Below are 21942 nucleotides of genomic sequence, written 5' to 3' on the forward strand. Positions count from 1 at the left end.
TAGAAAAAGTAAGAAAAATAGAGTAAAATATGTTTATAACCTAGTGCTATTTTATTAGGGGTGGTTATGAATGAGATAATTCAAAACCTGGCTCAATTTATTACAGCATTAGAGGAAAAGAAATCGGTAGTCTGTCAAAACGGGTATTGGTATGTTGAAAGCTCCATAAAATCTTATTTTAGAAGATGGTTCGGATTTGATGTAAATAGAATTTTAACGATTGGAGAAACCTGGAGCCGATGCTTAGAAAATCTGGAGCATATCCCTATCCAATTTTTTGCACCTCAAAAGGTAGACATCGAATTATACCTTAAGGGGACAGAGAGTGTTCTTTCCCTCTTGCTTCCTTATCTAAATGAAAAAATCTGTCATGTTCGCGCTCACATAAAATCTCAAGAAATCGCTTTGCGCTATCGATTAGAGGAAAAAAATGGAGGATGGAACCGTCTCCCAAAATCTCATGCTATCCCACCCTTCTTATTTCAAAAAGCTTTAGAATGGAAATTTTATCGTTCTACTGTTGTGGACAAAGAGCTGACGCATGATGAGATCAATCGACTGGACGATGCCTGTCGATATCCTGCATTTATCAAGCACTTGCAAGTCGATTCTGATACATGTCTTTTCTTTTTGTCGTGGGTTTTACAAGATAAAAACGCCCCTGCTCTTTTCATCGAATTTCCCAAAATAGCCCGAAATTTACAAAATTGCGGTCTGTCACGTCGAATAGGGCGCGTCAATCCGAAATTATTACATATGCATAAAACTCCACTGGGTGAAAAAATTATAGCCCTGCGCATGGAAAAACAAGAAGTTAGTCTTCTAGATGAGCATAAAATCGTCTGTTTTAGGGGAAACTATCGACTTTCCCTGCAAGAAATTTATAAAATTTTTGCTCAGAAAGATTTCGAAGTTGGAAATCTTGAAGTCCTAGCGGATGGGGTCGTCAATTGGAATGCTCACCAATTGGGGTGGTGGGATGCGGATTCCAATGAATTTAGACAAATTGCCTTAAGTGATCCCCTTTGGTGGCAAAAAATGCCTATTTTTGAGGTCATTTCTCTTAAAGAAGCTCAAAGAAGGTACAATCTTCGACTGGATCCAGAAGCCTGGAATGTAGCGGCTACTTCAACAAGGGAGGCGTTAAATTTGGACTTTGAGAATAGTCATGCCTTTCAAGAGATCGCGATTCCTATGCCCGGCAAAAAATTTGCGATTTATCCCTTAGGAAAATTTGCCACCCGCTTTCCTGCAAATTCTTGGGAGCGATTTACAATGCTCTGTCCGACAGTCACAGCCACCATAGCTTATCCCGATGAAAATGTATTTTACAATCACCGACAACATGCTTACTACTCTTTTGCGATTAAGCCCGAGCAAGGCATGAAGTTAATGGGATTTATTAAACAAGATATTGAAGTTTCTCGGGCTGGAAATATGGTTTATCAAATTGAATCGGATAATTGCGCGTTATGGTCTCAAGGAAATTTAGAGCGACTTATAGGAAACGCGGTTCCGAATTTATATCGCATGCCTTTATTGAACACAGAGCCAGCTGGCTTGGTGGCCTATATTTTTAATGGAATCAAAAAGCTACCCAAATTTCTTCAGGTTTTTGTGTTGACACGTGCACATCTTTTCATGGGAGCCTGGAGAGGAAAGTGGATCTATGAGAAAGGAAAAAAAGTATGGAAATCGATGCGAAATCATTTTTTCTGGGAGACAGGAGAGGTCTATTTACCGGCATTTGTGCATCATCAGCAAGAAATTGGGGTTTTGAGCAGCGGGGTATCGCTTGTCCAACAATCGCATCGCATCATTAAAAAATGGTTCATGTTTCTTTTGATAAAAAGCTCTCTTTCAACACTATCACTTAATCCCCAAATGATTTTACTAAAAACAAAACGTTCCACAGGTTTCCCTCGTGATTCAACTTGTTAAAAAAAGACGATGACATTAATGGGTTTCATATTTTTCATAAATAAGGAGTGTTTTGGTGTGTTTTATAATGAATAGTGAGATATAATTAACTTTTATTAATAATAATTAATTACTAATAGATGGAGTTTTTATGAGTGTCTCACCTATTTCCGTTGGCTTTTTTGACAATTCATCCGCAATCCCAACATTTTACCCAGAAAAAAGTGCGGGCAAAAAGACAAAACGGATCGTTTTTGAAGATTTTAATTATGCAACACATTATGTAGCTGTAAACAGTTTTAAAATATTTAAAGATAAGCCTAAAATCCGTTTTTGGGAGAGGGTCGTTGTATTAAACGTGAAGGACGTCGAGACAAATTCAACAGGATATGTAAAAGTCAATGAAGCAAGCCTTCGGAAAAGATTTGGAATATCTAAGAAAGAGTTCAAAGATGCAAAAAAACATGGATCAGATTTAACCGCATTCATTTCAAAAAAAATACAAGAAGCTAAAGCGGAATCTCTATCGGCTGGATATCAAGGAGAAAGAAACGAATGGGGGGAACGTCATGGGATTGGTCGGGATATAGCGGAAAGCTCATTCGGTTCATTGCAACCAAAATTATCTATATATGACGGTCACTTCAGAAATGACGAATTTCACGGTAAAGGAATCCTTCAAAAAATATTTTGGAGTGGCCGTGAGGAAATATTCGAAGGTGTATTTAAGAATGGGGAATATAGCCATGGGACGTTAACCTACCCAAAAGCGGCAGGTAATGAAATAAAACAATACACAGGCCAATTCAAAGGAGAGCAGTTTCACGGAAAAGGAACTGTTACGTATTACAATGGTGATCAATACATCGGTGAGTTGAAGAAGAGTAAGTCGCATGGCAAGGGGGAATATATCACTAAAAATGGCTCTATGAAAGGTGTCTTTGAAAAAGGGCGACTGATTAAAGGTTTAAAAATTTATGCAGATGGGTCTAAAGAAAAGGGTGTCTTTAAAAAGGGCCGCCTAATTGAAGGTATAGAAACTGAAGTGGATGGAGCGAAAATAAGGGTGCGACGAGAGACTAAGGTATAAGAAGGAAAATCTTAGAGAATTGCATTCTTTTATTCAGTGTATGGCGATCTAGACGATTGCCACACACCACCTTGATTATGTGGTTTTTTCGCGGCGCTTTCGAAGAACTGTTGCGAAGAAACCATCCATTCTTCCTTCGTGAGGAATCGATTGAAAAGTTTCGCCAACAATTTCCAAATCATACGTTTTCACAAAGTGATCAATCTGTTGTTGGTTTTCTTCGTTCAAAATACTGCAGGTTGCGTAGACAATATGTCCTTCTGGTTTCATGTAACTTAGCGCTTTTTCAAAGATTGTGCGCTGCTGTCCTACAAGGCGCGTTAACATTTCCTCCGAAAACTTCCATTTCATGTCAGGGTTTCGTCGCAGTGTGCCGATTCCGCTACAAGGAACATCAGCTAAAACCCAATCCATTTGCTTTTTAAGTTTTTTGAGTTTAGGCTCGTCGTCTGGATTTACAATTTGTGAGTTTTGGACACCAGCTCGACGCAATCTTTTTTTTGCTTCCAGCAAAATTTTCTTGCGGATATCATGTAAGAAAATCTGTCCCCTTTTCTCCATTTTTGGAGCAAAAGCGAGTGTTTTTCCTCCGGATCCTGAACAATAATCTAAGACTTGTTGCCCTGGTTCAACTTGCATAAGTTCGGAAATTAATTGGCTTCCTTCGTCTTGAACTTCAAACAATCCTTGTCTGAATTCAGGTAATTCAAAAAAGTTAATCTTTTTATGGAAAACGATGCCGGTTGAAGAGCGGGAGCAAGCCGAGATTTGATATTTTTCGGACCACTGAGAAAGAAGTGTTTCTCGATCTGTTTTCAAAAGATTCACGCGCACTGTTGTCGGGGCGGGCGCATTACTTGCTAAGCAAATCTCTTGACCTTTTTCAATTCCATGACTTTTTAAGATCAAATCATAAAGATCTTTGGGAAATCCAAAGCGAATATGTTCGGGGATAGAGGTATCCTTAATTAAAGTTGGAATATCAAGCGTTTGATAGATTTCCCATTTCTTTTCCCAAGAAGCATTTTCTTCGCAGAAAAAGTCGATCAACGTTATCCAGCGCATCATCCCATATATGGCTTCTGCTACAAAAGCACGATCCTTCGATCCCAAACTTTTACGTAGTTTGAAGTAGCGACTAATCACCAGATCTAACGGGAGCTCTTGCTCCATACAAAAATCTAGTAAAGAAAAGAGGTGTCTAAGACGAAAAGGATTTGCAGAATACATAAAATAAAAAGATTAAGATTAAAAAGTTAAAATCATACTTCATTTTACAATCAATTGCAATCATTCACTCATTAAATAGCAAAAATATTCTGTACGACTTCAAAGAGTTGCAAAAAAATACTAAGTAGAATACATCTAAAAAAACATTGATATAGGAGGATTTAATGAAAGCGTTATGTTCAATTAGCATGTTTTTAGCACGTTTGTGCTTAGCTGCCATTTTTATCATTGCCGGTATTGGAAAAATTCTAGACTATGATTCCACATTGGCTTATATGGTCTCGAAAGGGATTCCAATGGCACCTTTTTTCTTGGTTCTTGCAGCTCTTTTGGAAGTCCTTGCGGGGATTTGCTTGGTGATTGGGTATAAAACCCGACTTGCAGCAGCTTTGTTGATGTTGTTTTTGATTCCGACAACAGGAATTTTCCATAATTTTTGGGATGTGGCAGAACCTGCGGCCCGGCAATTACAGATGACAATGTTTTTGAAAAATCTTGGGATATTTGGTGGCCTATGGTATGTTCTATGTTGTGGTTCAGGAAGATATGGTTGTGATGCCGTATGCTGTTCACGGACTCCCGATTCCAAGATCGATTCATAAGAAGAAAACAAAATAATAGCGCGGAACTACTGATGTCGACAGATTTGAATAAGCCATGGAGATGTGTTTTAGCTATTCTAGGGTTTTTTATCGTGGCTTTTGGCCAGCCAGCATGGAGCTCTTCCTTGGGTGCTTTTGCTGCTTTTCTTGGATATGCTTTAATAGGGCGTGTTGTGATTTCCTATTCTCGTCCACTATCTCGTTTTTGGGTGGCGGGGATCTGGTATTTTGCAGTGCAAATGGTCCAACTCTCCTGGTTTGTTTCGCATCCCTATGCGTATATTTATATTGTTTATGTCGGAGTGTCTTTGTTATTAGGGGCGCAATTCGGATTAGTGGGTATACTGATTACCCCCCGCCGATTGCGTTCCCTCATTGGGATTATTGCGATTCCTTCCGCGTGGGTGATTTTGGAATGGTCTAGGTTATTTATCTTGTCGGGTTTTTCCTGGAATCCTTCAGGGCTTGTGCTTACGGGAAATGTCTTTTCTCTTCAATTAGCTTCATTTTGGGGCGTTTTTGGGCTTTCTTTTTGGGTATTACTTGTGAATTTATTGGGTCTCAGGGCGTGGTTACTTAAAGCTCGAGTTGCTTATGTGGTATGGATTTTGGCTGCTTTAATGCCCTATGTTTATGGTTATGTGCACGTTGTTTACCATGAATACTGGATGGAAGAAGAACATCGCTTGGCCTTAAATGAAAATAAAAGTCCCTATTTCTCTGCGATTTTGGTGCAACCTGCTTTTCCTGCTGAAGAGGCGTTTGATTTTGGGGATACCCGAGATTTTGTCTCTTTTGTAATGAGAGAGTGGAAACATATTCTTAAAATTACCCAAAAGCACTCAGGAAAAACGGTTGATTTAATTGCTCTTCCGGAATTTATGGTTCCTTTTGGAACCTATACATTTGTTTATCCTTATGAAAAAGTGGCGAAAGCATTTGAAGACATTTTAGGGAAAGAAAGTTTAAATTTTCTTCCCCCTTTAGAATTGCCCTTTGCGGCTCAGTCATTAACAGATGAAGGAATCCGTTGGTTTGTGAATAACGCGTTTTGGGCGCAGGGATTGAGTAACTATTTCAATAGCGACATGGTGATTGGATTAGAAGACGCGGAAGATACACAAAATGGTCGAGAATATTATAGCGCAGCCCTGTTTTTTCATCCAATGCGCGAACTTTTTTCAGAAGAAAAATTTCGGCGAGCGGAGCGCTATGCTAAGCGTGTGCTTGTTCCCATGGGAGAATACATTCCTTTTAGCTTTTGCAGAGAGCTTGCGGCTCGTTACGGCGTAAACGGATCGTTTACAGGGGGACAAGAAGCCAAGATTTTGACGGGAAGTAAGCTTCCTTTTGGGGTTTGCATATGCTACGAAGAAACCTTTGGGCATCTGACGCGAGAAAATAGACAGTTGGGTGCAAATCTTTTAGTCAATTTAACAAGCGATGCCTGGTTCCCTTGTTCGCGTTTGCCGCAGCAACATTTCGATCATGCTAGATTACGAACGGTTGAAAATGGGGTGCCTTTAATCAGGGCATGCAATACGGGTGTAACTGGATCGATTGATAGCTTAGGGCGGTTAACAGCCAAGCTTGGAAATACTTTAGCAGAAACAGAGGAGTCTTCCGATTCGATTTTGGTGCATGTTCCTCTTTACCACTATCGCACATTATATACCTTGTTTGGTGATAAATTAATTATCGGATTTTGTTTTTTGGGATTGTTCGGCTTTGGTATTTATGAATATAAACATCGTAGGCGCCCTTGAAAACCAATGATTAATTTCAGTAATAGCACAAAACCAAAATCTTCACGATTTTCCCTTGATAAAAACAAAAGGCTTTAATTATTCTAACTTGCATCATCACGAAATAGATCAATATTAATGAGCAGGTTCGACAACTGTGAATGCCTTCAATTCCAGCCTAGAAAAAACATGTAGGAGACAGCGCACGCTTAAAAAAAGCGTTTCGTTTTCTGGTATCGGGATTCACACGGGAAGAGGGGTTTCCCTCAAATTTTGTCCAGCCAAGGAGGGTACGGGAATTGTCTTTAAACGAGTCGATCTTCCCAGCCAGCCTCTTATTCCTGCCACTGTTGAATATGTGTGCGAAACTAACCGCAGCACCACATTAGGGATTGGGTCCGTAAGGATTCATACCGTTGAACACGTCTTGGCAGCCATTCGTGCTTATGAAATCTCCAATTTATGCATTGAGATTACTAGCATTGAGCCTCCTGTCGGAAATGGAAGCTCGGATGTTTTTGTCGAAATGATCGAAGAGGCAGGGATCGAAGAGCAGGACGGAATTATTCCGGTCGTGAAAATTCAAGAGCCTGTTTATTGGTCCGAGGGAGACATTCACTTGGTTGCTCTCCCCGCAGATGAATATCGCATTAGTTACACACTTAGTTATCCAACCCCAAGTATTCTGCAAGCACAATTTCACTCTTTGTCAGTAACAGCAGAAAGTTTTAAAAATGAGCTTGCTCCTTGTCGCACATTTTCTCTTTACCAAGAGGTTTCTGTACTGATGGATAAAGGTTTGATTCAAGGCGCGAGTTTAAACAATGGAGTCACCATTAAAGATGGAGCTATTTTAAGTAAGGGGGGATTGTTCTTCCCTAATGAAATGGTTCGGCATAAAATATTGGATATGATTGGTGATTTTTCTCTTGTCGGGTTTGACTTTTTGGCGCATGTTATAGCTATTCGCTCAGGACATGCCTCTAATTTTGCCTTCGCGAAAAAGCTCTTACATTCTATTACAACGGAGAGATGTTCATGACTCCTGACTTTAGCGAAATGCCCGCGGTCTTTGATATTAAAGAGATTCTTAAAATCTTGCCCCATCGCTATCCCTTTTTGTTGGTTGACAGAATTGTTGAAATGGATTTAGAAAAGGGGTATATTTTAGGCCAAAAAAACATCACCTTTAATGAATCTTTTTTTCAAGGCCATTTTCCGGGTGCACCGATTATGCCCGGAGTGTTAATTCTTGAAGCTCTTGCGCAAGCAGGGGGAATTTTAGTGTATTTAAAAGGAGAAAGCGAGGTTGAAAAAATCGCTGTTCTTATGAACGTGAATCAAGCGAAATTTCGCAGTCCTGTGCGTCCAGGAGATGTCCTTTTTCTGAAAGGAGAGGGGCAACATTTTAGTAAAAAAGGTGGGAAAATCAAGGCAACAGCTTATGTCAATAATAAGGTCGCTGTTGAAGCTGAAATTGGTTTTGCTTTAGTTCCCAAAAGCCAAATTTAAAAGTTATAAAATTATTGTTATTAAAACTACAGACTGAGATTTCATAAAGCATGAGTCAATCTAAAATCCACCCAGCAGCCATTATAGAGCCAGGGGCAGTTATTGGTAAAAACGTTACAATAGAGCCTTTTGCAGTTATAAAAAGCACGGTCACCCTAGAAGATGATGTGGTGATTATGTCGGGTGCCTACATCGAAGGAAATACCACGATTGGAGCTGGGACCAAAATTTATCCCTATGCAAGCATTGGGACCAAGACGCAGGACCTCAAGTTTCGAGGAGAAAAAACCTTCGTAAAGATTGGGAAAAACTGTGAAATTCGTGAATTTGTAACGATTAATTCGTCTTGCCAAGAGAATTCCGTTGTTGAGGTTGGCGATGAATGCCTAATTATGGCCTATTGTCATATTGCTCACAACTGCGTTTTAGGGAAAAGAGTTATTATGAGCAATAATGCTACTCTTGCAGGGCATGTGATTTTAGAGGATTATGCCATTGTGGCGGGGTTTACCCCGATCCACCAATTTGTCAGAATTGGGGCCTATGCAATGGTGGGTGGAATGAGTCGTGTTACCCATGATATCCCTCCTTATACAATTGGCGCTGGAATACCATTTAAGTTTGGTGGGTTAAACCTTGTGGGTCTCAAAAGGCATGGGTTCCAACTCAATACACGTCGTGAATTAAGTAAGGCTTTTAAGCTAACATATCGCTCTAAACTTCGTCTGGAAGAGGCTTTAGATCTGATTGAGCAGGAATTGGAATCTTTGCCTGAAGTCCAGCATTGGATTGACTTTTGCAGAAGTTCTAAAAGAGGCTTAATGGGGCTGCAAGGAATCTCCAATTCAGAAGAATTTGAGGAAGAGGAAGAAGAGGAAGAAGTTTCTGAGCTCGTTTCTAAATAAGTCACAGTCTCACACGATACACGGGAAATCAAGCGCAGAATTTGCATCGTTCTGCTGCTTTTCTGATATATATCTAGTCATTTTACAATTTAAGGGTGCCTGTTATGAAAGTTGTCTTTTTTGGGACACCGCAATTTGCTGCAAACGTACTCAGTGATCTTTTAAATAGTCACATAGATGTTGTGGCGGTCATCACAAAACCAGATCGGGCGCAAGGTCGATCTAAGCAATTAGTCCCGACTCCTGTCAAGCAGGTCGCCTTGATGCAGGCAACTCCTATTCCTTGTTTTCAACCTGAGCTTGTGTCCGCTCCCGAGTTTGCAGATACGCTTGCTGCCTTTAAGCCGGATTTGTTCGTTGTTGTTGCGTATGGCGAAATTATCAAGCAGCATCTTTTGGACATGCCTAAAATGGGGTGTATTAATTTACATGCTAGTTTGCTTCCAAAGTACCGAGGAGCTGCGCCCATCCAGCGAGCGATCATGAATGGGGAGTCCGAAATTGGTGTGACTATCATGCATATGGTTAAAAAAATGGATGCGGGCGATATGATCAAAAAAGCTTCTATTGTCGTAGATGAAAATCAATCTTTTCCTGAAATTGAGCAAGCTTTATGTCGCATTGGATCCCATGCTCTCCTTGAGGTGCTTCGAGAAATTGAAGCAGGGGCGAGTATGCGTCAGCCTCAGAATCATGATGAAGTAACATACGCCCCTAAAATTGAGTTAGAAGATTGTTATATCGATTGGAATCGTTCCGCTTCAGATCTCCATCATCTTGTGCGTGCTGTCACACCTGAGCCCGGAGCTTGGTGCTATGTGGAAGTGAAGCAGCAGAAAAAGCGTTTAAGAATTTTAAAAAGCCAAATGATGACTTCAGGCAGTGGTCAACCGGGAGAAATTCTGGGGTATGGAAAAGAGGGATTGATTGTGGCGTGTGGAGAAGGTTCTCTTCGCATTGTAACGCTTCAACTTGAGGGGAAAAATGCCATGAGTGCCGAGGATCTCATGAGGGGCATTCCAAGGCAAATGTTTTCGTTTGTAATGGGCGCATGATGGCAACTCAGTCTATTTCTTCGGCTCTCTTTGGAGCAGTTTCTTATCTAAGTGTTCATGGGGGGCCGGCAGTCAAGGAAGCGGTTGTGATTACGCAAAAAGTTGCTAACTTTGGTATTCGCTTTTTCCCGATTATTCAAGGGGGCGGTTATGTTGGCTATGGATTGAAAGTCTTCATATGGGACGGTTTGCGAAATCGCATTAGGCTCCATATTGAAAACAAAGGGGGCACGATTGGGTATGTTTCCCAAGTTTTCCAAGGGTTTTATGCAAGGATTAAGTCTATTCAATTTCAAACGACTCAGTTTTCCTTTCTATATGGATTTTCTGCCATAGGGGCGGGAGGATGTGGGATCGCAAGTGGAATTTGTCGGTTAAGTTATCAGGGTCTTTCATGTGCCGCGAATATATTGGGTTCCGCAGCGCGCGGATTTTTTATGTTTGGCGACATTCTTTCTTTGCAATATTATGTAAATGTTTTTTTTTCTGCTTCTGAGCTTGCCAAGTCGAGTTCAGGAGATACACGACAAGTCGCGCTCAAAATGAGAATTTCAGCTGGCTTGGGCATTTTCATTTGTTTTGCTTATCTTTTAGCTGGCGCTTTGGCTCTCTTCGGAGCTCCGATTGGAGTTGCTTTTGCGATCGGTTGTGTTGCGGGATTGACAAGTTGTTTAAAAGGATTATTCGACTTCTTTTATCGCAACGATTTATCGCGTATGTAATAGGGTTTTTAGCCTTGGAAAAGTGTATGTATCAAATATTTTAGTTATTTACAAATTAACTTTTTTCCTTTACCATAAAAAATTCATCGTATATGTAAACATGTTCAACATCACCATTTATGTGGAAGATGTTAAAAAAAGCAAGCGCCACTAAAGCGTTTGATGAGTGGGCTCGGGTTGGATTAAAATAAAACCTATCGTGATAATCGATTGAATTAACAGCCTAAACCTGAGTATAGAAAGAGCTTTTTAACAAAATCACTCAAATAAATTGGGTGGAGTTCTAGCTTCTGGAATTTTTAAGTTTTAAATATCAAAAAAATAAGGTGTAGATATGGCTCTAACACGTACTGCTGCAACGGAAGATTATCGATTTCCAACAGCTACAGACGGCTCAAAAGCGAAAAAAGGATTTGCAAAAATTGGAAGAGGATTTGAAAAACTCGGACGAGGAGCTGCATCTCTTGCGCAAAAGCCAAAGATGATTATAGATAAAAAAGAAGGCTTTGGGAAAGCAATAAAAGTTGCTGCAGGAACTTCAGAGCTCGTTTTGGTCATTTTTTCCGCTATTGGTGGCGTGAAGTTACAGGGATTGAAAGAAGTGACGACTCTGGTTAAGGGCGTAAAAAAAATTATTGATTTAGTTGAAGTTGTGGATAATGTCGGAGAGTTGGCTGGGTATTTGAAGAACGCAAGCAAGCCCCGTAGTGTGGTTGTTGCTCTTTGGACAGTTCCAAAAGTCGCTTCAACTGTATTCTTTACAGTCTCAAGTGGCATGGAAGTATTTGAGTTCTTTTCTAGAACATTTAACGTGGGCACCAAAGCTTTAGATTTTACATTTAAAGGGCTTGGCAGTGTCCCTATTCCTGTATTCGGTCTTGTGAAAGATGTTGTGGGTGGCGCGGGTGTCCTCTTGCAGGTTGCGATCAAAGGTCGTGAGCTATACGTGGCAGTTTGTGAGCGTAAGCATGCAACAGATAAATTGAACACCTGGAAAAAAGATTTTTCCAACTTAGATTTAGAAAAAAACAGTGAAGTAGATGGGAAAGCGATTGAGCTTGCAAACAAATACGAAGCCAAGCTTGCTGAGTATAATGCATTACTGCAACAAGAGCAAGAGTATGTTGCTAACCCAGGGACAGCTCCTAAATTAGATCGGGCGGCAAAAAGCAAGCTGGCCAAAGGTGCTGCGAACATCAGAAAGTGGGAAAAGCGCCGAGATTTATTGAGTGGTGCTGTGTCTGGAAAAGCGTACGATTTCACGGTGGAGCTCATTAAATATAAAGGCGAGTCCAAAAAAGCTAAGCTATTTAATGAAAATAGAAAGATTGCTAAGGCGGTGGTTGGTGTGGTCTTGAATATTGCAAAGGTTGCGCTGATTGTAACAAGTCTTACATTCTTAGCAACAGGTCTTTCAGGTGTGCCGTTTGCGTTCATTTTGATGGGAGCAAGCCTTGCGATCAACGTTGGCGGATTGGCTAGCTACGCAACATGGGAATTCCTTGGCGAGAAAAGGGTGGCTGCGCCTGCGGCGTAAGTTTCGTTTCGCTTTTTATTTAGCTGGCGAGGGGCTCCTCGCCAGTTTATTGTGTGATCATGATGGTCTCTATTTCCTCTTCTTTCCTAAAAAAATCTTCTCCAGTTTCTCCAAAGTTTTTTGCATACGAATGGTTCTCAGTCTTTGTTGTGATGGGCTGTTTAATGGTTTTGGTCGGTGTGACGCTTGCGTCGCGAACAGATGAGATGCGGCTGCCTTCTATAAAAGAACGGCGCGTATTAGTCAAAAAAATTCAGGTATCAAAGCTCAAGAAGGTTTCCAAAAAACGGGGCGTTCCACAAAGAAAAAAAAGCAGGGGTGAGGGGGTGAAGGTGGGGTTGTTTTTGTCTTAGGTTGTCTGCGGGTGAGGGGTGATATTCTGAATTTTAATGCAGATTCTAAGATTCTTGTTTTCAATAGGATAATCTTTGGCGAATTCGGGGTGTTTGTTGTGTGAATACATCGGTTATTGAAAAAATAAAAGAGGGTGTGTGCAATTATAAAAATAGACCTTAAACTAGCTTAAAGAACCTTTTTTAAGAGGGAGTAGATGCTGGGTGAATATAAAATAATTAATTTTTTTTCTTTCTAGAGAGAAAACTGGTTGTGATAAATCTCCAAGTTTGGTAGTCTACTCTTTTTAAGCGACTAAAAAGGTTGGTTAAAAACCAAAATTCCTCTCTTACCCTCTGAAAAGAACACATTGCGTGTGCACCTTTTCACTAGAATAGGGAGAATAACTCTTGAATACGCTCAGTTGATAGTATTTTAGTTTAATGGTTTCAATTTTGATGAAAGGAATTCGCACATGGCGATAAAATTAATGGGTAAAAAACGAGGGATGACACAGCGTTTTGATGAAGCTGGCAACCTCATCGTTTGCACAGTCATTGAAGTCGAACCCAATGTTGTGACACAGCTTAAGACGAAAGAAAAAGATGGCTATAATGCTGTCCAGTTGGGATTTGAAAAAATTGAAGCAAATGATCCTCGCACAGTGAAAAGACGTACGTCTAAACCTTTGCAAGGACACTATGCAAAAGCAGGTGTTGAGCCCCGCAGATTTTCTGGGGAGTTTCGCATTGAAGATTCAGCCGAATTTTCTCTCGGGCAAGAGCTTAAGGTGGACCTTTTCAAAGAAGCTGGATATCTCGATGTAATCGGGGTCAGCAAAGGTAAAGGTTATCAAGGGGTAATGAAGCTGCACAATTTTGGTGGCGGCCCTGCTGCTCACGGTTCAGGATTTCACCGTCACGCTGGATCGACCGGAATGCGCTCCACCCCAGGCCGTTGTTTGCCAGGTGGAAAAAGAGCAAGTCATATGGGTGTCGACCGTGTCACTGTTGAAAATTTGAAAATTGTGTTGGTCGACGAAGAAAATAATCTGATCTTGGTTCAAGGGCAAGTTCCTGGGGCTTATGACAGCTTGCTTTTCCTTAGAGAAGCAAGAAAAAAGCGCAGTGCGAAATAATTAGCTTGGAGAATTAGATCGTGGCTTTATTAAAAGTTTTTGATATTAAAGGCAATGAAGTTGGAGAATTAGAGGTTGATAGCACTTTTGCTGAAGCTCAAATTAATTCTCAAGTCGTAAAAGATTATGTTACCGCTCTCAGAGCAAATGCAAGACAATGGTCCGCTAATACAAAAGGGCGTTCCGAAGTTAAGCATTCGACAAAGAAACCTCATCCACAGAAGGGTGGAGGACGAGCTCGTCAAGGATCGCTCGTGGCTCCTCAGTACCGCGGTGGTGGTCGAGTATTTGGTCCAAAACCAAAATTTGATCAACATGTACGTATTAACAAAAAAGAACGAAAAGCAGTTATTCGATTCTTGATTGGCGAAAAAATCCGCAACAACGCATTAACCGTTGTGCAAGATTTCCACATGGAAGAACCTAAAACTAAGCACGTAGCAGATTTTCTTGAAAAACAAGGAATCAGCGGAAGAACGTTGTTTATTGGCGAGGGAAATTTCGTTCAAGTCGGTAACGACAATGACGGCAAAAAAGTTAGCGTACGCTGCGAACAACATGACAACTTTATTAAAAGCATTCGCAATCTACAAAAGATCGAGTTTGCTTTAACATCCCATGTCAGTGGATATGATGTAATTGTAGCAAAAAACATGATTGTTGGTGCCTCAGCGCTCGAACAGTTAAAAGAATGGCTTTGCTAACTTAAGAAACTACCAGGATGAAGGAAAATAATCATGGCGAATAAAGATCCCTATCATGTGGTAAAAGGTCCACATGTGACAGAAAAGTCAGTCATGCTTCAAGGGTTAAAAAACGCTACAAGTAACCGCTCGCTAGCCGCGTGTGAATCGCCTAAATATGTATTCATTGTAGATCGCAAGGCGAATAAACAAGAAATCGCTCGAGCAGTTGAAGAGATTTATAGCGAAAAAAATATCAAAGTTGTTGCAGTGAACACGATTAATGTTAAGCCAAAAGCAAGACGTGTCCGTGGGCGCATGGGAAACAAGCCAGGCTTTAAAAAGGCAGTGGTTACACTCGAAGCTGGCGACAATTTAGATAACGTATAATTCCATGGAACGTGACGGAAGCCAGATGAAGAGCTTCACAAAAAAGGATTCATGAGCAGATGTTAAAAAAATATCGACCAATCACTCCAGGCACACGGCAGCTTGTGTTGCCAGTGAACGAAAAGCTTACACGTGCAAACGATCATTCAAAAGCAACGGTAAAGCCAGAGAAATCATTATTGTCCCCAAAAAAACGGACAAATGGAAGAAATAATAATGGCCACATCACCTGCCGTCATAAAGGTGGAGGACATAAGCGTCACTATCGTTTAGTGGATTTCAAGCGAGATAAAGAAAATATCCCAGCTGTTGTAAATTCAATCGAATACGATCCAAACCGCTCCGCATACGTCGCACTCTTGCATTATGCAGACGGAGAAAAACGCTATATCATCGCTCCTGAAGGATTGAAGAAAGGGGATAAAGTCCAAACAAGTGATCAAGCACCTTTCCGTACAGGAAATTGCATGCGTATGATGAGTATGCCTCTTGGCTCCATCATCCATAGCATTGAACTTGTTCCAGGAAAAGGCGCGAAACTTGTTCGTTCAGCTGGATTGTCTGCACAGTTAATGGCTCGCAGTGGCGGCTATGTAACTGTTAGAATGCCTTCTGGTGAAGTGCGTATGTTTAATGAAAAATGTCGAGCAACTTTTGGCACTGTTTCAAACTCCGAGTATAACCTTCGTGTAGAAGGAAAAGCTGGACGTAAACGCTGGAAAGGGATTCGCCCAACAGTTCGCGGTACCGCAATGAACCCAGTCGATCACCCTCACGGTGGTGGTGAAGGAAAGCACAAAGGAAATATTCCTCAAACTCCTTGGGCACAATGCACACGTGGACTCCGTACACGGTCCCTGAAGAAATCGAATAAGTTCATTGTTAAAGATCGAAGGAAAAAGTAAATATGGCTAGATCCTTAAAAAAAGGCCCCTTTGTGGCTCACCATTTAAAGAAAAAGGTCGAAGATCAAAATAATGCTGGAACCAAAAAGTCCATCAAGACTTGGTCAAGAAGCTCAATGATTGTTCCAGAAATGATTGGACATACATTTGAAGTCCACAATGGGCGTAAATTTATTTCAGTATTTGTATCTGAAAATATGGTTGGACACCGTTTAGGGGAGTTTTCACCAACACGCCTATTTAAGGGGCATCCAATTAAGAAATAAGGGTTGTTTCAATGAATTATGCAAAAGCGCTAAGTAAATATATTCGAATAAGTCCACGCAAAGCTCGTCTTGCAGCAGGACTTATCCGCGGAAAATCCGTACCTGATGCGTTAGTTCAACTCCAATTCAGTGGATTAAGAGCTGGAAGGCTCTTGAAAAAGACGCTCGATAGTGCTGTTGCGAACGCAGAATCGCAACATGATCTTCGACGAGAACAACTGAAAGTTGCTGAAGTACGAATCGACGCAGGGCCAATAATTAAACGTGCGAAACCTAAAAACCGTGGTGGCCGTCATCCAATCATGAAGCGAACCAGCCATTTCACTGTTGTTGTTAGCGCAGATAAGGAGTAATCTTATGGGACAAAAAGCCAATCCAATTGGGCTTCGCTTAATACGCAATCGTAAATTTCGCTCGAAATGGTTTGCTAACAAGCATGAATTTGGTCAAAACGTGATCGAAGATCATATGATTCGCGAATATTTGATGAAAAAACCTGCATGTGTAGGGACTTCTCAAATTCGTATTTGCCGCATGAGTGATAAAATTGAGATCACCATTTGCACCGCACGTCCAGGTCTTGTCATCGGGAAAAAGGGCGCAGAAATCGACGCTCTTAAATCTGAGTTGTTCAAGCTCACTGGAAAAGAAGTTTGGATCGAAGTCGAAGAAATCAAACGTCCTGATCTAGACGCCAAAATTGTAGCTGACGGAATCGCAAAACAACTCGAACGACGCATCGCATTCCGACGTGCAATGAAAAAAGCAATGCAATCCGCTACCGATGCTGGTGCTCTTGGAATTAAAGTCCAAGTTTCTGGCCGCTTAGGTGGTGCTGAAATTGCACGGACTGAATGGTATAAAGAAGGAAGTACTCCTTTGCATACTCTAAGAGCAGATATTGATTTCGCTTACGGTCGTGCAGAAACAACATATGGAAGCATTGGTGTCAAGGTTTGGATCTACCGAGGCGAAGACACACAACCAACTAGACAGCCAACTGAGTAAGGAGGATTAGGGTCATGGCATTGATGCCTAAACGAACAAAATTTCGAAAGCTTCAAAAAGGGCATTTTTCCGGAATCAGTAAAGGCGGATGCTTTGTTCACTTCGGTGAATTTGGTATCCAAGTCCTAGAAAGAGCCTGGGTAACCGCTCAACAGATTGAAGCCTGCCGTGTAGCCATTAACCGCTACTTTCAGCGACGTGGTAAAGTGTGGATACGTATTTTCCCCGATAAACCAGTGACAAAAAAGCCAGCTGAAGTACGTATGGGTAAAGGAAAAGGCGCTGTAGACCATTGGGTAGCAGTCGTTAAACCAGGACGTATTTTATTTGAAGTAGGCAACGTACCGAAAGTTTTAGCACAAAATGCTCTTAGACGTGCAGCTGCTAAGCTTGGAATTAAAACTCGATTCGTCGAGCGCGTAGAACAGGTGTGAGGTTAGTATAATGTCTAAAGCTCGTGAACTAATTAATCAATCTCTAGATGAACTACAAGCTTCTTTGAGTGATAAACGCAAAGAACTGTATGCACTAGTGGTTGCTAAGAAAAATACAAAAAAACTTGAGAAGCCTCATCGTATTCCTTCACTTAAAAAGGATATTGCACGGCTTCATACTGTGATTCATGCTAAAACATTGCAAGAACAGTCGCAGGCTGTGTGAGGACGTTTAATGGAAGAAATTAAATCAAAGCGAAAAGTTAAAAAAGGTACTGTTCTATCTAACAAGATGGAAAAAACCGTTGTCGTGCAAGTTAGCCGTACATATCCACATCCCCGTTATGGGAAAGTGGTGACACGTAACAAGAAATACTACGCACACAATGAATTAAGACCATTAGAAGTGGGTGAACAAGTAACAATTGAAGAAACACGGCCCCTCTCAAAGCTGAAAAGATGGAGAGTGGTTGCCTAGTCGTTCGTATCCACTGGCTTTAAGCGGGTCACCTAATAAAGCCTGAACGTCATAAATATTATAGTGCTGCTTAAAGTGTAGCAAATACGGTAAAGTGCGGAGTTAATTTAATTATGATTCAACAAGAAACCAAACTTAAAGTGGCTGACAACTCAGGAGCTAAGCGTGTAAAATGCTTTAAAGTTCTCGGTGGATCTAGAAGACGTTATGCAAGTGTTGGTGACATTATTGTTTGTTCAGTTCAAGAAGTCGAACCAGGTGCAAGCGTTAAGAAAGGCGATGTTGTAAAAGCTGTAATCGTTAGAACAACAGCTGATATCACACGTGAAGACGGAACAGTCTTGCGTTTTGATACAAATAGCTGCGTTCTCATCGATGAGAAAAAGAACCCAATCGGGACGCGCATTTTTGGACCAGTTGCTCGAGAGCTGCGTGCAGAATTTTTGAAGATCGTATCTCTTGCACCCGAGGTGATTTAGAAATGAGAGAAAAAACTATGAATAAAATTTCTGTATGTAAAAAGTTCAAAAAAGGCGATCGTGTTGTTGCAATTACAGGAAACGATCGTGGAAAAGCTGGCACAATCCTCAGATGCAGTGGCGACAGAGTTGTTGTACAAGGCCTCAACGTGCGCAAAAAGCACGTAAAGAAATCTGAGCAAAATCCAGCTGGGGGAATCCTGCCATTTGAGCAATCCATCCATGTTTCCAATTTGAAATTATGTGTTGCTGAAGATAAAGGGGTGAAGTTGCGTACTCGCGTTGACCAGAATGGAGACCGAGAATTATACTATAAGCTCGATGGTCAAGATGTCACCTATCGTTCACTTAAAAATTCAAACAGCAAGAAGAGTTAAAAATGTCTAGGTTAAAAAAGCGGTATCTGGAAACAGTCAAGCCCGAGCTGCATAAAAAATTTGGGTATACAAATCCTTGCCTGATCCCAGCTTTGAAAAAGATTGTGATCAACATGGGGATTGCAGAAGCAAGCAAGGATAAAAATGCTATCCAAGATTGTGTTAATGAATTAACACTTATCTCAGGACAAAAGCCTATTATCACGAAAGCTAAGAAAGCGATTTCAAACTTTAAACTGCGCGAAAAGCAGCCCATTGGGATTAAAGTTACACTTCGCGGACAGAGAATGTTTGACTTTCTTGATCGTTTCTGTAATATTGTATGTCCTCGCATACGAGACTTCCGTGGCTTTCCTTCAAAATGTGATGGACGCGGAAACTATACGCTCGGATTGGATGACCAACAAGTGTTTCCAGAATTGAATCTCGATGATGTTAAAAAGACACAAGGGATGCATATAACCTTCGTTACAAGTACATCCAAGGATGAAGAGTGTGTGGAATTGCTTCGTTTGCTTGGACTTCCGTTTAAAAATTTACCTGTATCGGTAGCAGCTTAAGAATAGGAGAAGGAATTATGGCAGTTAGCGACCCAGTAGCCGATTTCCTCACAAGGATTCGCAATGCAAGTAGAGCACAACGCCGTTTTGTTGTGATTGGTTGGAGCAAACTCAAAGAAGGTATTGCGGAAATCCTTAAAGCCCAAGGGTTTATCGAAAGTTATCTGATTGAGAAAGATGAGAATCACCGTGGGATCATTAGAGTTTACTTGAAGTACACAGAAAGACGCGAGTCTGTAATTAAAGGTCTAGAAAGAGTTTCTAAGCCTGGCTTACGTCGATATGTAGGACATGATGATATTCCGTTTTTCTATGGCGGCCTAGGGCTGTCAATTTTGTCAACTTCTCAAGGTTTATTACCTGGGGGAGAGGCGAAGAAAAGAAAAATTGGTGGCGAACTTTTGTGCCGAGTCTGGTAACTTCAATCGATGTGAACAGCTGCCTGCCTTACGTAAGCAAGCAGCTTTATAAGGAGTAAATGAAATGTCGCGTAAAGGAAAACTTCCCATCTCAATCCCAAGCGGTGTTGAAGTTAAAGTCAATAATGGGGAAATCTCTGTAAAAGGACCTAAAGGTTCTTTGCATGGGAAAATCTTTCCTGAAATTGCTGTAAGCATCGAAGGAAATGAAGTTCATGTGCAATTGACAGAAGAAGCAAAAGATGCAGGAAACTTGCACGGCCTTTATCGCTCTCTTGTTCAAAATATGGTAACAGGGGCAGAAAAAGGTTTTCAGACTCGCTTAGAAATGATTGGAGTCGGATATCGTGCGTCCGTTCAAGGACAACTCTTGGATCTGCAGCTTGGTTTTTCACACCCAACTAAATTGCCAATTCCTCAAGGAATTCAAGTTGAAGTTGCTGAAAAAAACACTGTAATTATTGTTTCTGGTGTTGATAAACAAAAAGTTGGACAGTTTGCCGCAATAATCCGCGCAATGAGACCACCTGAGCCATACCAAGGAAAAGGTATTCGCTATGCAGGGGAGTATGTTCGCAGAAAAGATGGAAAATCAGCTTCCAAAAAATAATGCTCATTTATTGCGTGCGTGATTGTTTAAGCAATAAAGTACAAATTGTTTAATAAGGTTGTTATGGGATCAGAACTTAGAATTCAGACGATTCGCAAAAAACGAACAATGCGAATTCGTAAAAAAATTCATGGGACCAGTGTGGAACCACGTCTGTGCGTTGTTAAAAGCAACAAGCATCTACAAGTGCAGTTGATTAATGATGATGCTGGAGTAACTCTTGGCTCAGTCGCAACGTTCTCGAAAGAATATCGCGGAAGCGAATTCGGCAAAAAAAGCAAGCAAGCTGCCCGCAAATTAGGCGAGCATATTGCAAAGATTGCTTCTGAACAGAACATTAAAGCAGCCAAGTTTGATCGTGGTCCAGCTAAATTCCACGGAGTTTTAGCCGAACTTAAAGATGCGGCAGTTGCTGCCGGTTTGAAGTGCTAATAGCGCTGGCATCATTTCCAATTAATTTTAGGATGTTTAAATGACAAGACAAGCAGAAGGTCAGAAGAAAGAAAAAAAAGGCAGCGAGTTGACTGAAAAAGTCCTCTATATTAATCGCTGTTCAAAAGTTGTCAAGGGTGGACGTAAGTTCAGCTTCTCCGCTCTTATTCTCGTTGCAGATGGAAAAGGAAAAGTCGGCTATGGCTTTGCTAAAGCGAACGAATTGACCGATGCAATCCGTAAAGGTGGCGAAGCTGCAAGAAAGAATCTCGCTTCTTACGAAATGGAAGGGACGACTATTCCTCACGAAATTACAGTGACTTGGGATGGAGCAACAGTGATGTTGAAACCAGCTCCTGAAGGCTCTGGAGTGATCGCAGGATCTAAAGTACGTGCTGTATTGGAAATGGCCGGTTATACAGATGTAATGGCTAAAAATTTGCGTTCAAGCAATCCAATTAACATCGTAAAAGCAACTTTTAAAGGTTTATCGCTATTGCGTAGCCGTCAAAAGATGAAACAAGTTAGAGGTTTAGCATGATTACACTTGGAACATTAAAAAATGATTTGCGCGGAAGAAAACAAGTTCGACGCGTAGGACGAGGAGTTGGTTCCGGTGTAGGTAAAACTTGCGGCCGTGGACAAAAAGGTGCTGGAGCACGTTCAGGCTATAAGCGTCGCTTAGGCTATGAAGGTGGTCAGTTCCGTCTTTTCGCAAAGCTTCCAATTCGTGGATTTTCCAACGCACGCTTTAGAAAAGAATTAGATGTTGTCAATTTAAGCCAAATCGATCAAGCCTATGAAGATGGCGAAGTTGTAAATGCAGAGACACTAGCAGACAAAGGTCTTTTAAGTGGTCGTACTCACGGAGTAAAAATTCTCGGTGATGGCGAATTAACTAAGAAAGTAACTTTTGAAGTGCACAGTTTGTCAGCAGCTGCACGTGATAAACTCCAAAAAGCGAAAATTACGTTTCAACTTTCGAGGTCTTAATTTGCTATGCACTTTTTCGCATTCATGCAAAGCTTCGATTGAAAACATCAGTTAATTTTATGCTTGCTTGTACGATTTCAAGTAGTTTACAATAGATCAAACGGAAAGTTAAAGCTAAG

The 21942-nt window shown here is 41.0% G+C and carries 30 protein-coding genes; 29 read left to right on the forward strand and 1 reads right to left on the reverse strand.

What is annotated here, in order from left to right; translation table 11 throughout:
- Positions 1–66 precede the first annotated feature (66 nt).
- Both AOM43_RS06575 and AOM43_RS06580 read left to right on the forward strand, forming a co-directional pair.
- Positions 67–1941: a hypothetical protein gene (locus AOM43_RS06575; RefSeq protein ID WP_059359546.1), complete on the forward strand. Its 1875-nt coding sequence runs from the start codon at positions 67–69 to the stop codon at positions 1939–1941.
- Between the two features lie 130 nt (positions 1942–2071).
- The gene (locus AOM43_RS06580; protein ID WP_059359548.1) at positions 2072–3010 is read left to right on the forward strand and encodes an MORN repeat-containing protein; all 939 of its coding nucleotides are present in this window, start codon (positions 2072–2074) and stop codon (positions 3008–3010) included.
- Between the two features lie 75 nt (positions 3011–3085).
- Here AOM43_RS06580 and AOM43_RS06585 read toward each other — a convergent pair whose 3' ends face one another.
- The gene (locus AOM43_RS06585) at positions 3086–4183 is read right to left on the reverse strand and encodes an RsmB/NOP family class I SAM-dependent RNA methyltransferase (protein ID WP_226987433.1); all 1098 of its coding nucleotides are present in this window, start codon (positions 4181–4183) and stop codon (positions 3086–3088) included.
- Positions 4184–4404: 221 nt separating this feature from the next.
- Here AOM43_RS06585 and AOM43_RS06590 point away from each other — a divergent pair, with 221 nt between their 5' ends.
- The 27 genes from AOM43_RS06590 (at position 4405) to rplO (ending at position 21823) form a co-directional block, all read left to right on the forward strand.
- Positions 4405–4842, forward strand: a complete 438-nt coding sequence (locus AOM43_RS06590) for a DoxX family protein (protein ID WP_013925479.1) — start codon at positions 4405–4407, stop codon at positions 4840–4842.
- 32 nt (positions 4843–4874) lie between these two features.
- The gene (gene lnt / locus AOM43_RS06595; protein WP_006342230.1) at positions 4875–6608 is read left to right on the forward strand and encodes an apolipoprotein N-acyltransferase; all 1734 of its coding nucleotides are present in this window, start codon (positions 4875–4877) and stop codon (positions 6606–6608) included.
- A 136-nt stretch (positions 6609–6744) separates the two neighbouring features.
- Positions 6745–7629: a UDP-3-O-acyl-N-acetylglucosamine deacetylase gene (lpxC, locus tag AOM43_RS06600; protein WP_059359552.1), complete on the forward strand. Its 885-nt coding sequence runs from the start codon at positions 6745–6747 to the stop codon at positions 7627–7629.
- Positions 7626–8099 carry a 3-hydroxyacyl-ACP dehydratase FabZ gene (fabZ, locus tag AOM43_RS06605; protein ID WP_006342228.1) on the forward strand — a complete coding sequence of 158 codons (474 nt, stop codon included), beginning with the start codon at positions 7626–7628 and terminating at the stop codon, positions 8097–8099. The genes lpxC and fabZ overlap by 4 nt, the downstream gene beginning before the upstream one ends.
- 50 nt (positions 8100–8149) lie before the next feature.
- Positions 8150–9004 (forward strand): acyl-ACP--UDP-N-acetylglucosamine O-acyltransferase, encoded by an 855-nt coding sequence (gene lpxA / locus AOM43_RS06610; protein WP_006342227.1) that lies wholly within the window; start codon positions 8150–8152, stop codon positions 9002–9004.
- A gap of 104 nt (positions 9005–9108) precedes the next feature.
- The gene (gene fmt, locus AOM43_RS06615) at positions 9109–10059 is read left to right on the forward strand and encodes a methionyl-tRNA formyltransferase (protein ID WP_013925478.1); all 951 of its coding nucleotides are present in this window, start codon (positions 9109–9111) and stop codon (positions 10057–10059) included.
- Positions 10056–10781 (forward strand): hypothetical protein, encoded by a 726-nt coding sequence (locus tag AOM43_RS06620; RefSeq protein WP_006342225.1) that lies wholly within the window; start codon positions 10056–10058, stop codon positions 10779–10781. Before fmt ends, AOM43_RS06620 begins: the two co-directional genes overlap by 4 nt.
- A gap of 334 nt (positions 10782–11115) precedes the next feature.
- Complete coding sequence (locus AOM43_RS06625) at positions 11116–12318, forward strand: hypothetical protein (protein WP_059359555.1); 1203 nt, start codon at positions 11116–11118, stop codon at positions 12316–12318.
- A gap of 59 nt (positions 12319–12377) precedes the next feature.
- Entirely contained in the window at positions 12378–12671 is a 294-nt protein-coding gene (locus AOM43_RS06630; protein WP_226987434.1) for a hypothetical protein, read from the forward strand.
- A 455-nt stretch (positions 12672–13126) separates the two neighbouring features.
- Positions 13127–13789, forward strand: a complete 663-nt coding sequence (gene rplC, locus AOM43_RS06635; RefSeq protein ID WP_006342222.1) for a 50S ribosomal protein L3 — start codon at positions 13127–13129, stop codon at positions 13787–13789.
- Between the two features lie 20 nt (positions 13790–13809).
- A complete protein-coding gene (gene rplD / locus AOM43_RS06640; RefSeq protein ID WP_006342221.1) occupies positions 13810–14493 on the forward strand; it encodes a 50S ribosomal protein L4 in 684 nt (227 codons plus the stop codon).
- Between the two features lie 33 nt (positions 14494–14526).
- The gene (gene rplW / locus AOM43_RS06645; protein WP_006342220.1) at positions 14527–14862 is read left to right on the forward strand and encodes a 50S ribosomal protein L23; all 336 of its coding nucleotides are present in this window, start codon (positions 14527–14529) and stop codon (positions 14860–14862) included.
- Positions 14863–14921: 59 nt separating this feature from the next.
- Entirely contained in the window at positions 14922–15767 is an 846-nt protein-coding gene (rplB, locus tag AOM43_RS06650; RefSeq protein ID WP_059359562.1) for a 50S ribosomal protein L2, read from the forward strand.
- Between the two features lie 2 nt (positions 15768–15769).
- On the forward strand, positions 15770–16033 hold the full coding sequence (gene rpsS / locus AOM43_RS06655) for a 30S ribosomal protein S19 (protein WP_006342218.1): 264 nt from the start codon (positions 15770–15772) through the stop codon (positions 16031–16033).
- Between the two features lie 11 nt (positions 16034–16044).
- Positions 16045–16386: a 50S ribosomal protein L22 gene (gene rplV, locus AOM43_RS06660; RefSeq protein WP_013925474.1), complete on the forward strand. Its 342-nt coding sequence runs from the start codon at positions 16045–16047 to the stop codon at positions 16384–16386.
- Between the two features lie 4 nt (positions 16387–16390).
- Positions 16391–17041, forward strand: a complete 651-nt coding sequence (gene rpsC, locus AOM43_RS06665) for a 30S ribosomal protein S3 (RefSeq protein WP_006342217.1) — start codon at positions 16391–16393, stop codon at positions 17039–17041.
- Between the two features lie 14 nt (positions 17042–17055).
- Positions 17056–17475 (forward strand): 50S ribosomal protein L16, encoded by a 420-nt coding sequence (gene rplP, locus AOM43_RS06670; protein ID WP_006342216.1) that lies wholly within the window; start codon positions 17056–17058, stop codon positions 17473–17475.
- A 10-nt stretch (positions 17476–17485) separates the two neighbouring features.
- A complete protein-coding gene (gene rpmC / locus AOM43_RS06675) occupies positions 17486–17701 on the forward strand; it encodes a 50S ribosomal protein L29 (RefSeq protein WP_006342215.1) in 216 nt (71 codons plus the stop codon).
- 9 nt (positions 17702–17710) lie between these two features.
- Entirely contained in the window at positions 17711–17953 is a 243-nt protein-coding gene (gene rpsQ, locus AOM43_RS06680; protein ID WP_006342214.1) for a 30S ribosomal protein S17, read from the forward strand.
- A gap of 113 nt (positions 17954–18066) precedes the next feature.
- Entirely contained in the window at positions 18067–18432 is a 366-nt protein-coding gene (rplN, locus tag AOM43_RS06685; RefSeq protein ID WP_006342213.1) for a 50S ribosomal protein L14, read from the forward strand.
- Positions 18433–18434: 2 nt separating this feature from the next.
- Entirely contained in the window at positions 18435–18809 is a 375-nt protein-coding gene (gene rplX / locus AOM43_RS06690; protein ID WP_006342212.1) for a 50S ribosomal protein L24, read from the forward strand.
- A 2-nt stretch (positions 18810–18811) separates the two neighbouring features.
- The gene (rplE, locus tag AOM43_RS06695) at positions 18812–19369 is read left to right on the forward strand and encodes a 50S ribosomal protein L5 (protein ID WP_006342211.1); all 558 of its coding nucleotides are present in this window, start codon (positions 18812–18814) and stop codon (positions 19367–19369) included.
- Between the two features lie 17 nt (positions 19370–19386).
- Complete coding sequence (gene rpsH / locus AOM43_RS06700) at positions 19387–19788, forward strand: 30S ribosomal protein S8 (protein WP_006342210.1); 402 nt, start codon at positions 19387–19389, stop codon at positions 19786–19788.
- A gap of 64 nt (positions 19789–19852) precedes the next feature.
- A complete protein-coding gene (rplF, locus tag AOM43_RS06705) occupies positions 19853–20398 on the forward strand; it encodes a 50S ribosomal protein L6 (RefSeq protein ID WP_006342209.1) in 546 nt (181 codons plus the stop codon).
- Between the two features lie 63 nt (positions 20399–20461).
- Complete coding sequence (locus AOM43_RS06710) at positions 20462–20830, forward strand: 50S ribosomal protein L18 (protein ID WP_013925473.1); 369 nt, start codon at positions 20462–20464, stop codon at positions 20828–20830.
- A gap of 40 nt (positions 20831–20870) precedes the next feature.
- A complete protein-coding gene (gene rpsE, locus AOM43_RS06715; RefSeq protein WP_006342207.1) occupies positions 20871–21371 on the forward strand; it encodes a 30S ribosomal protein S5 in 501 nt (166 codons plus the stop codon).
- Positions 21368–21823, forward strand: coding sequence for a 50S ribosomal protein L15 (gene rplO / locus AOM43_RS06720; protein ID WP_006342206.1), 456 nt, complete (start codon positions 21368–21370; stop codon positions 21821–21823). Before rpsE ends, rplO begins: the two co-directional genes overlap by 4 nt.
- Positions 21824–21942: the final 119 nt, after the last annotated feature.

Source organism: Parachlamydia acanthamoebae, assembly GCF_000875975.1.
Taxonomy (GTDB): Bacteria; Chlamydiota; Chlamydiia; order Chlamydiales; family Parachlamydiaceae; genus Parachlamydia; species Parachlamydia acanthamoebae.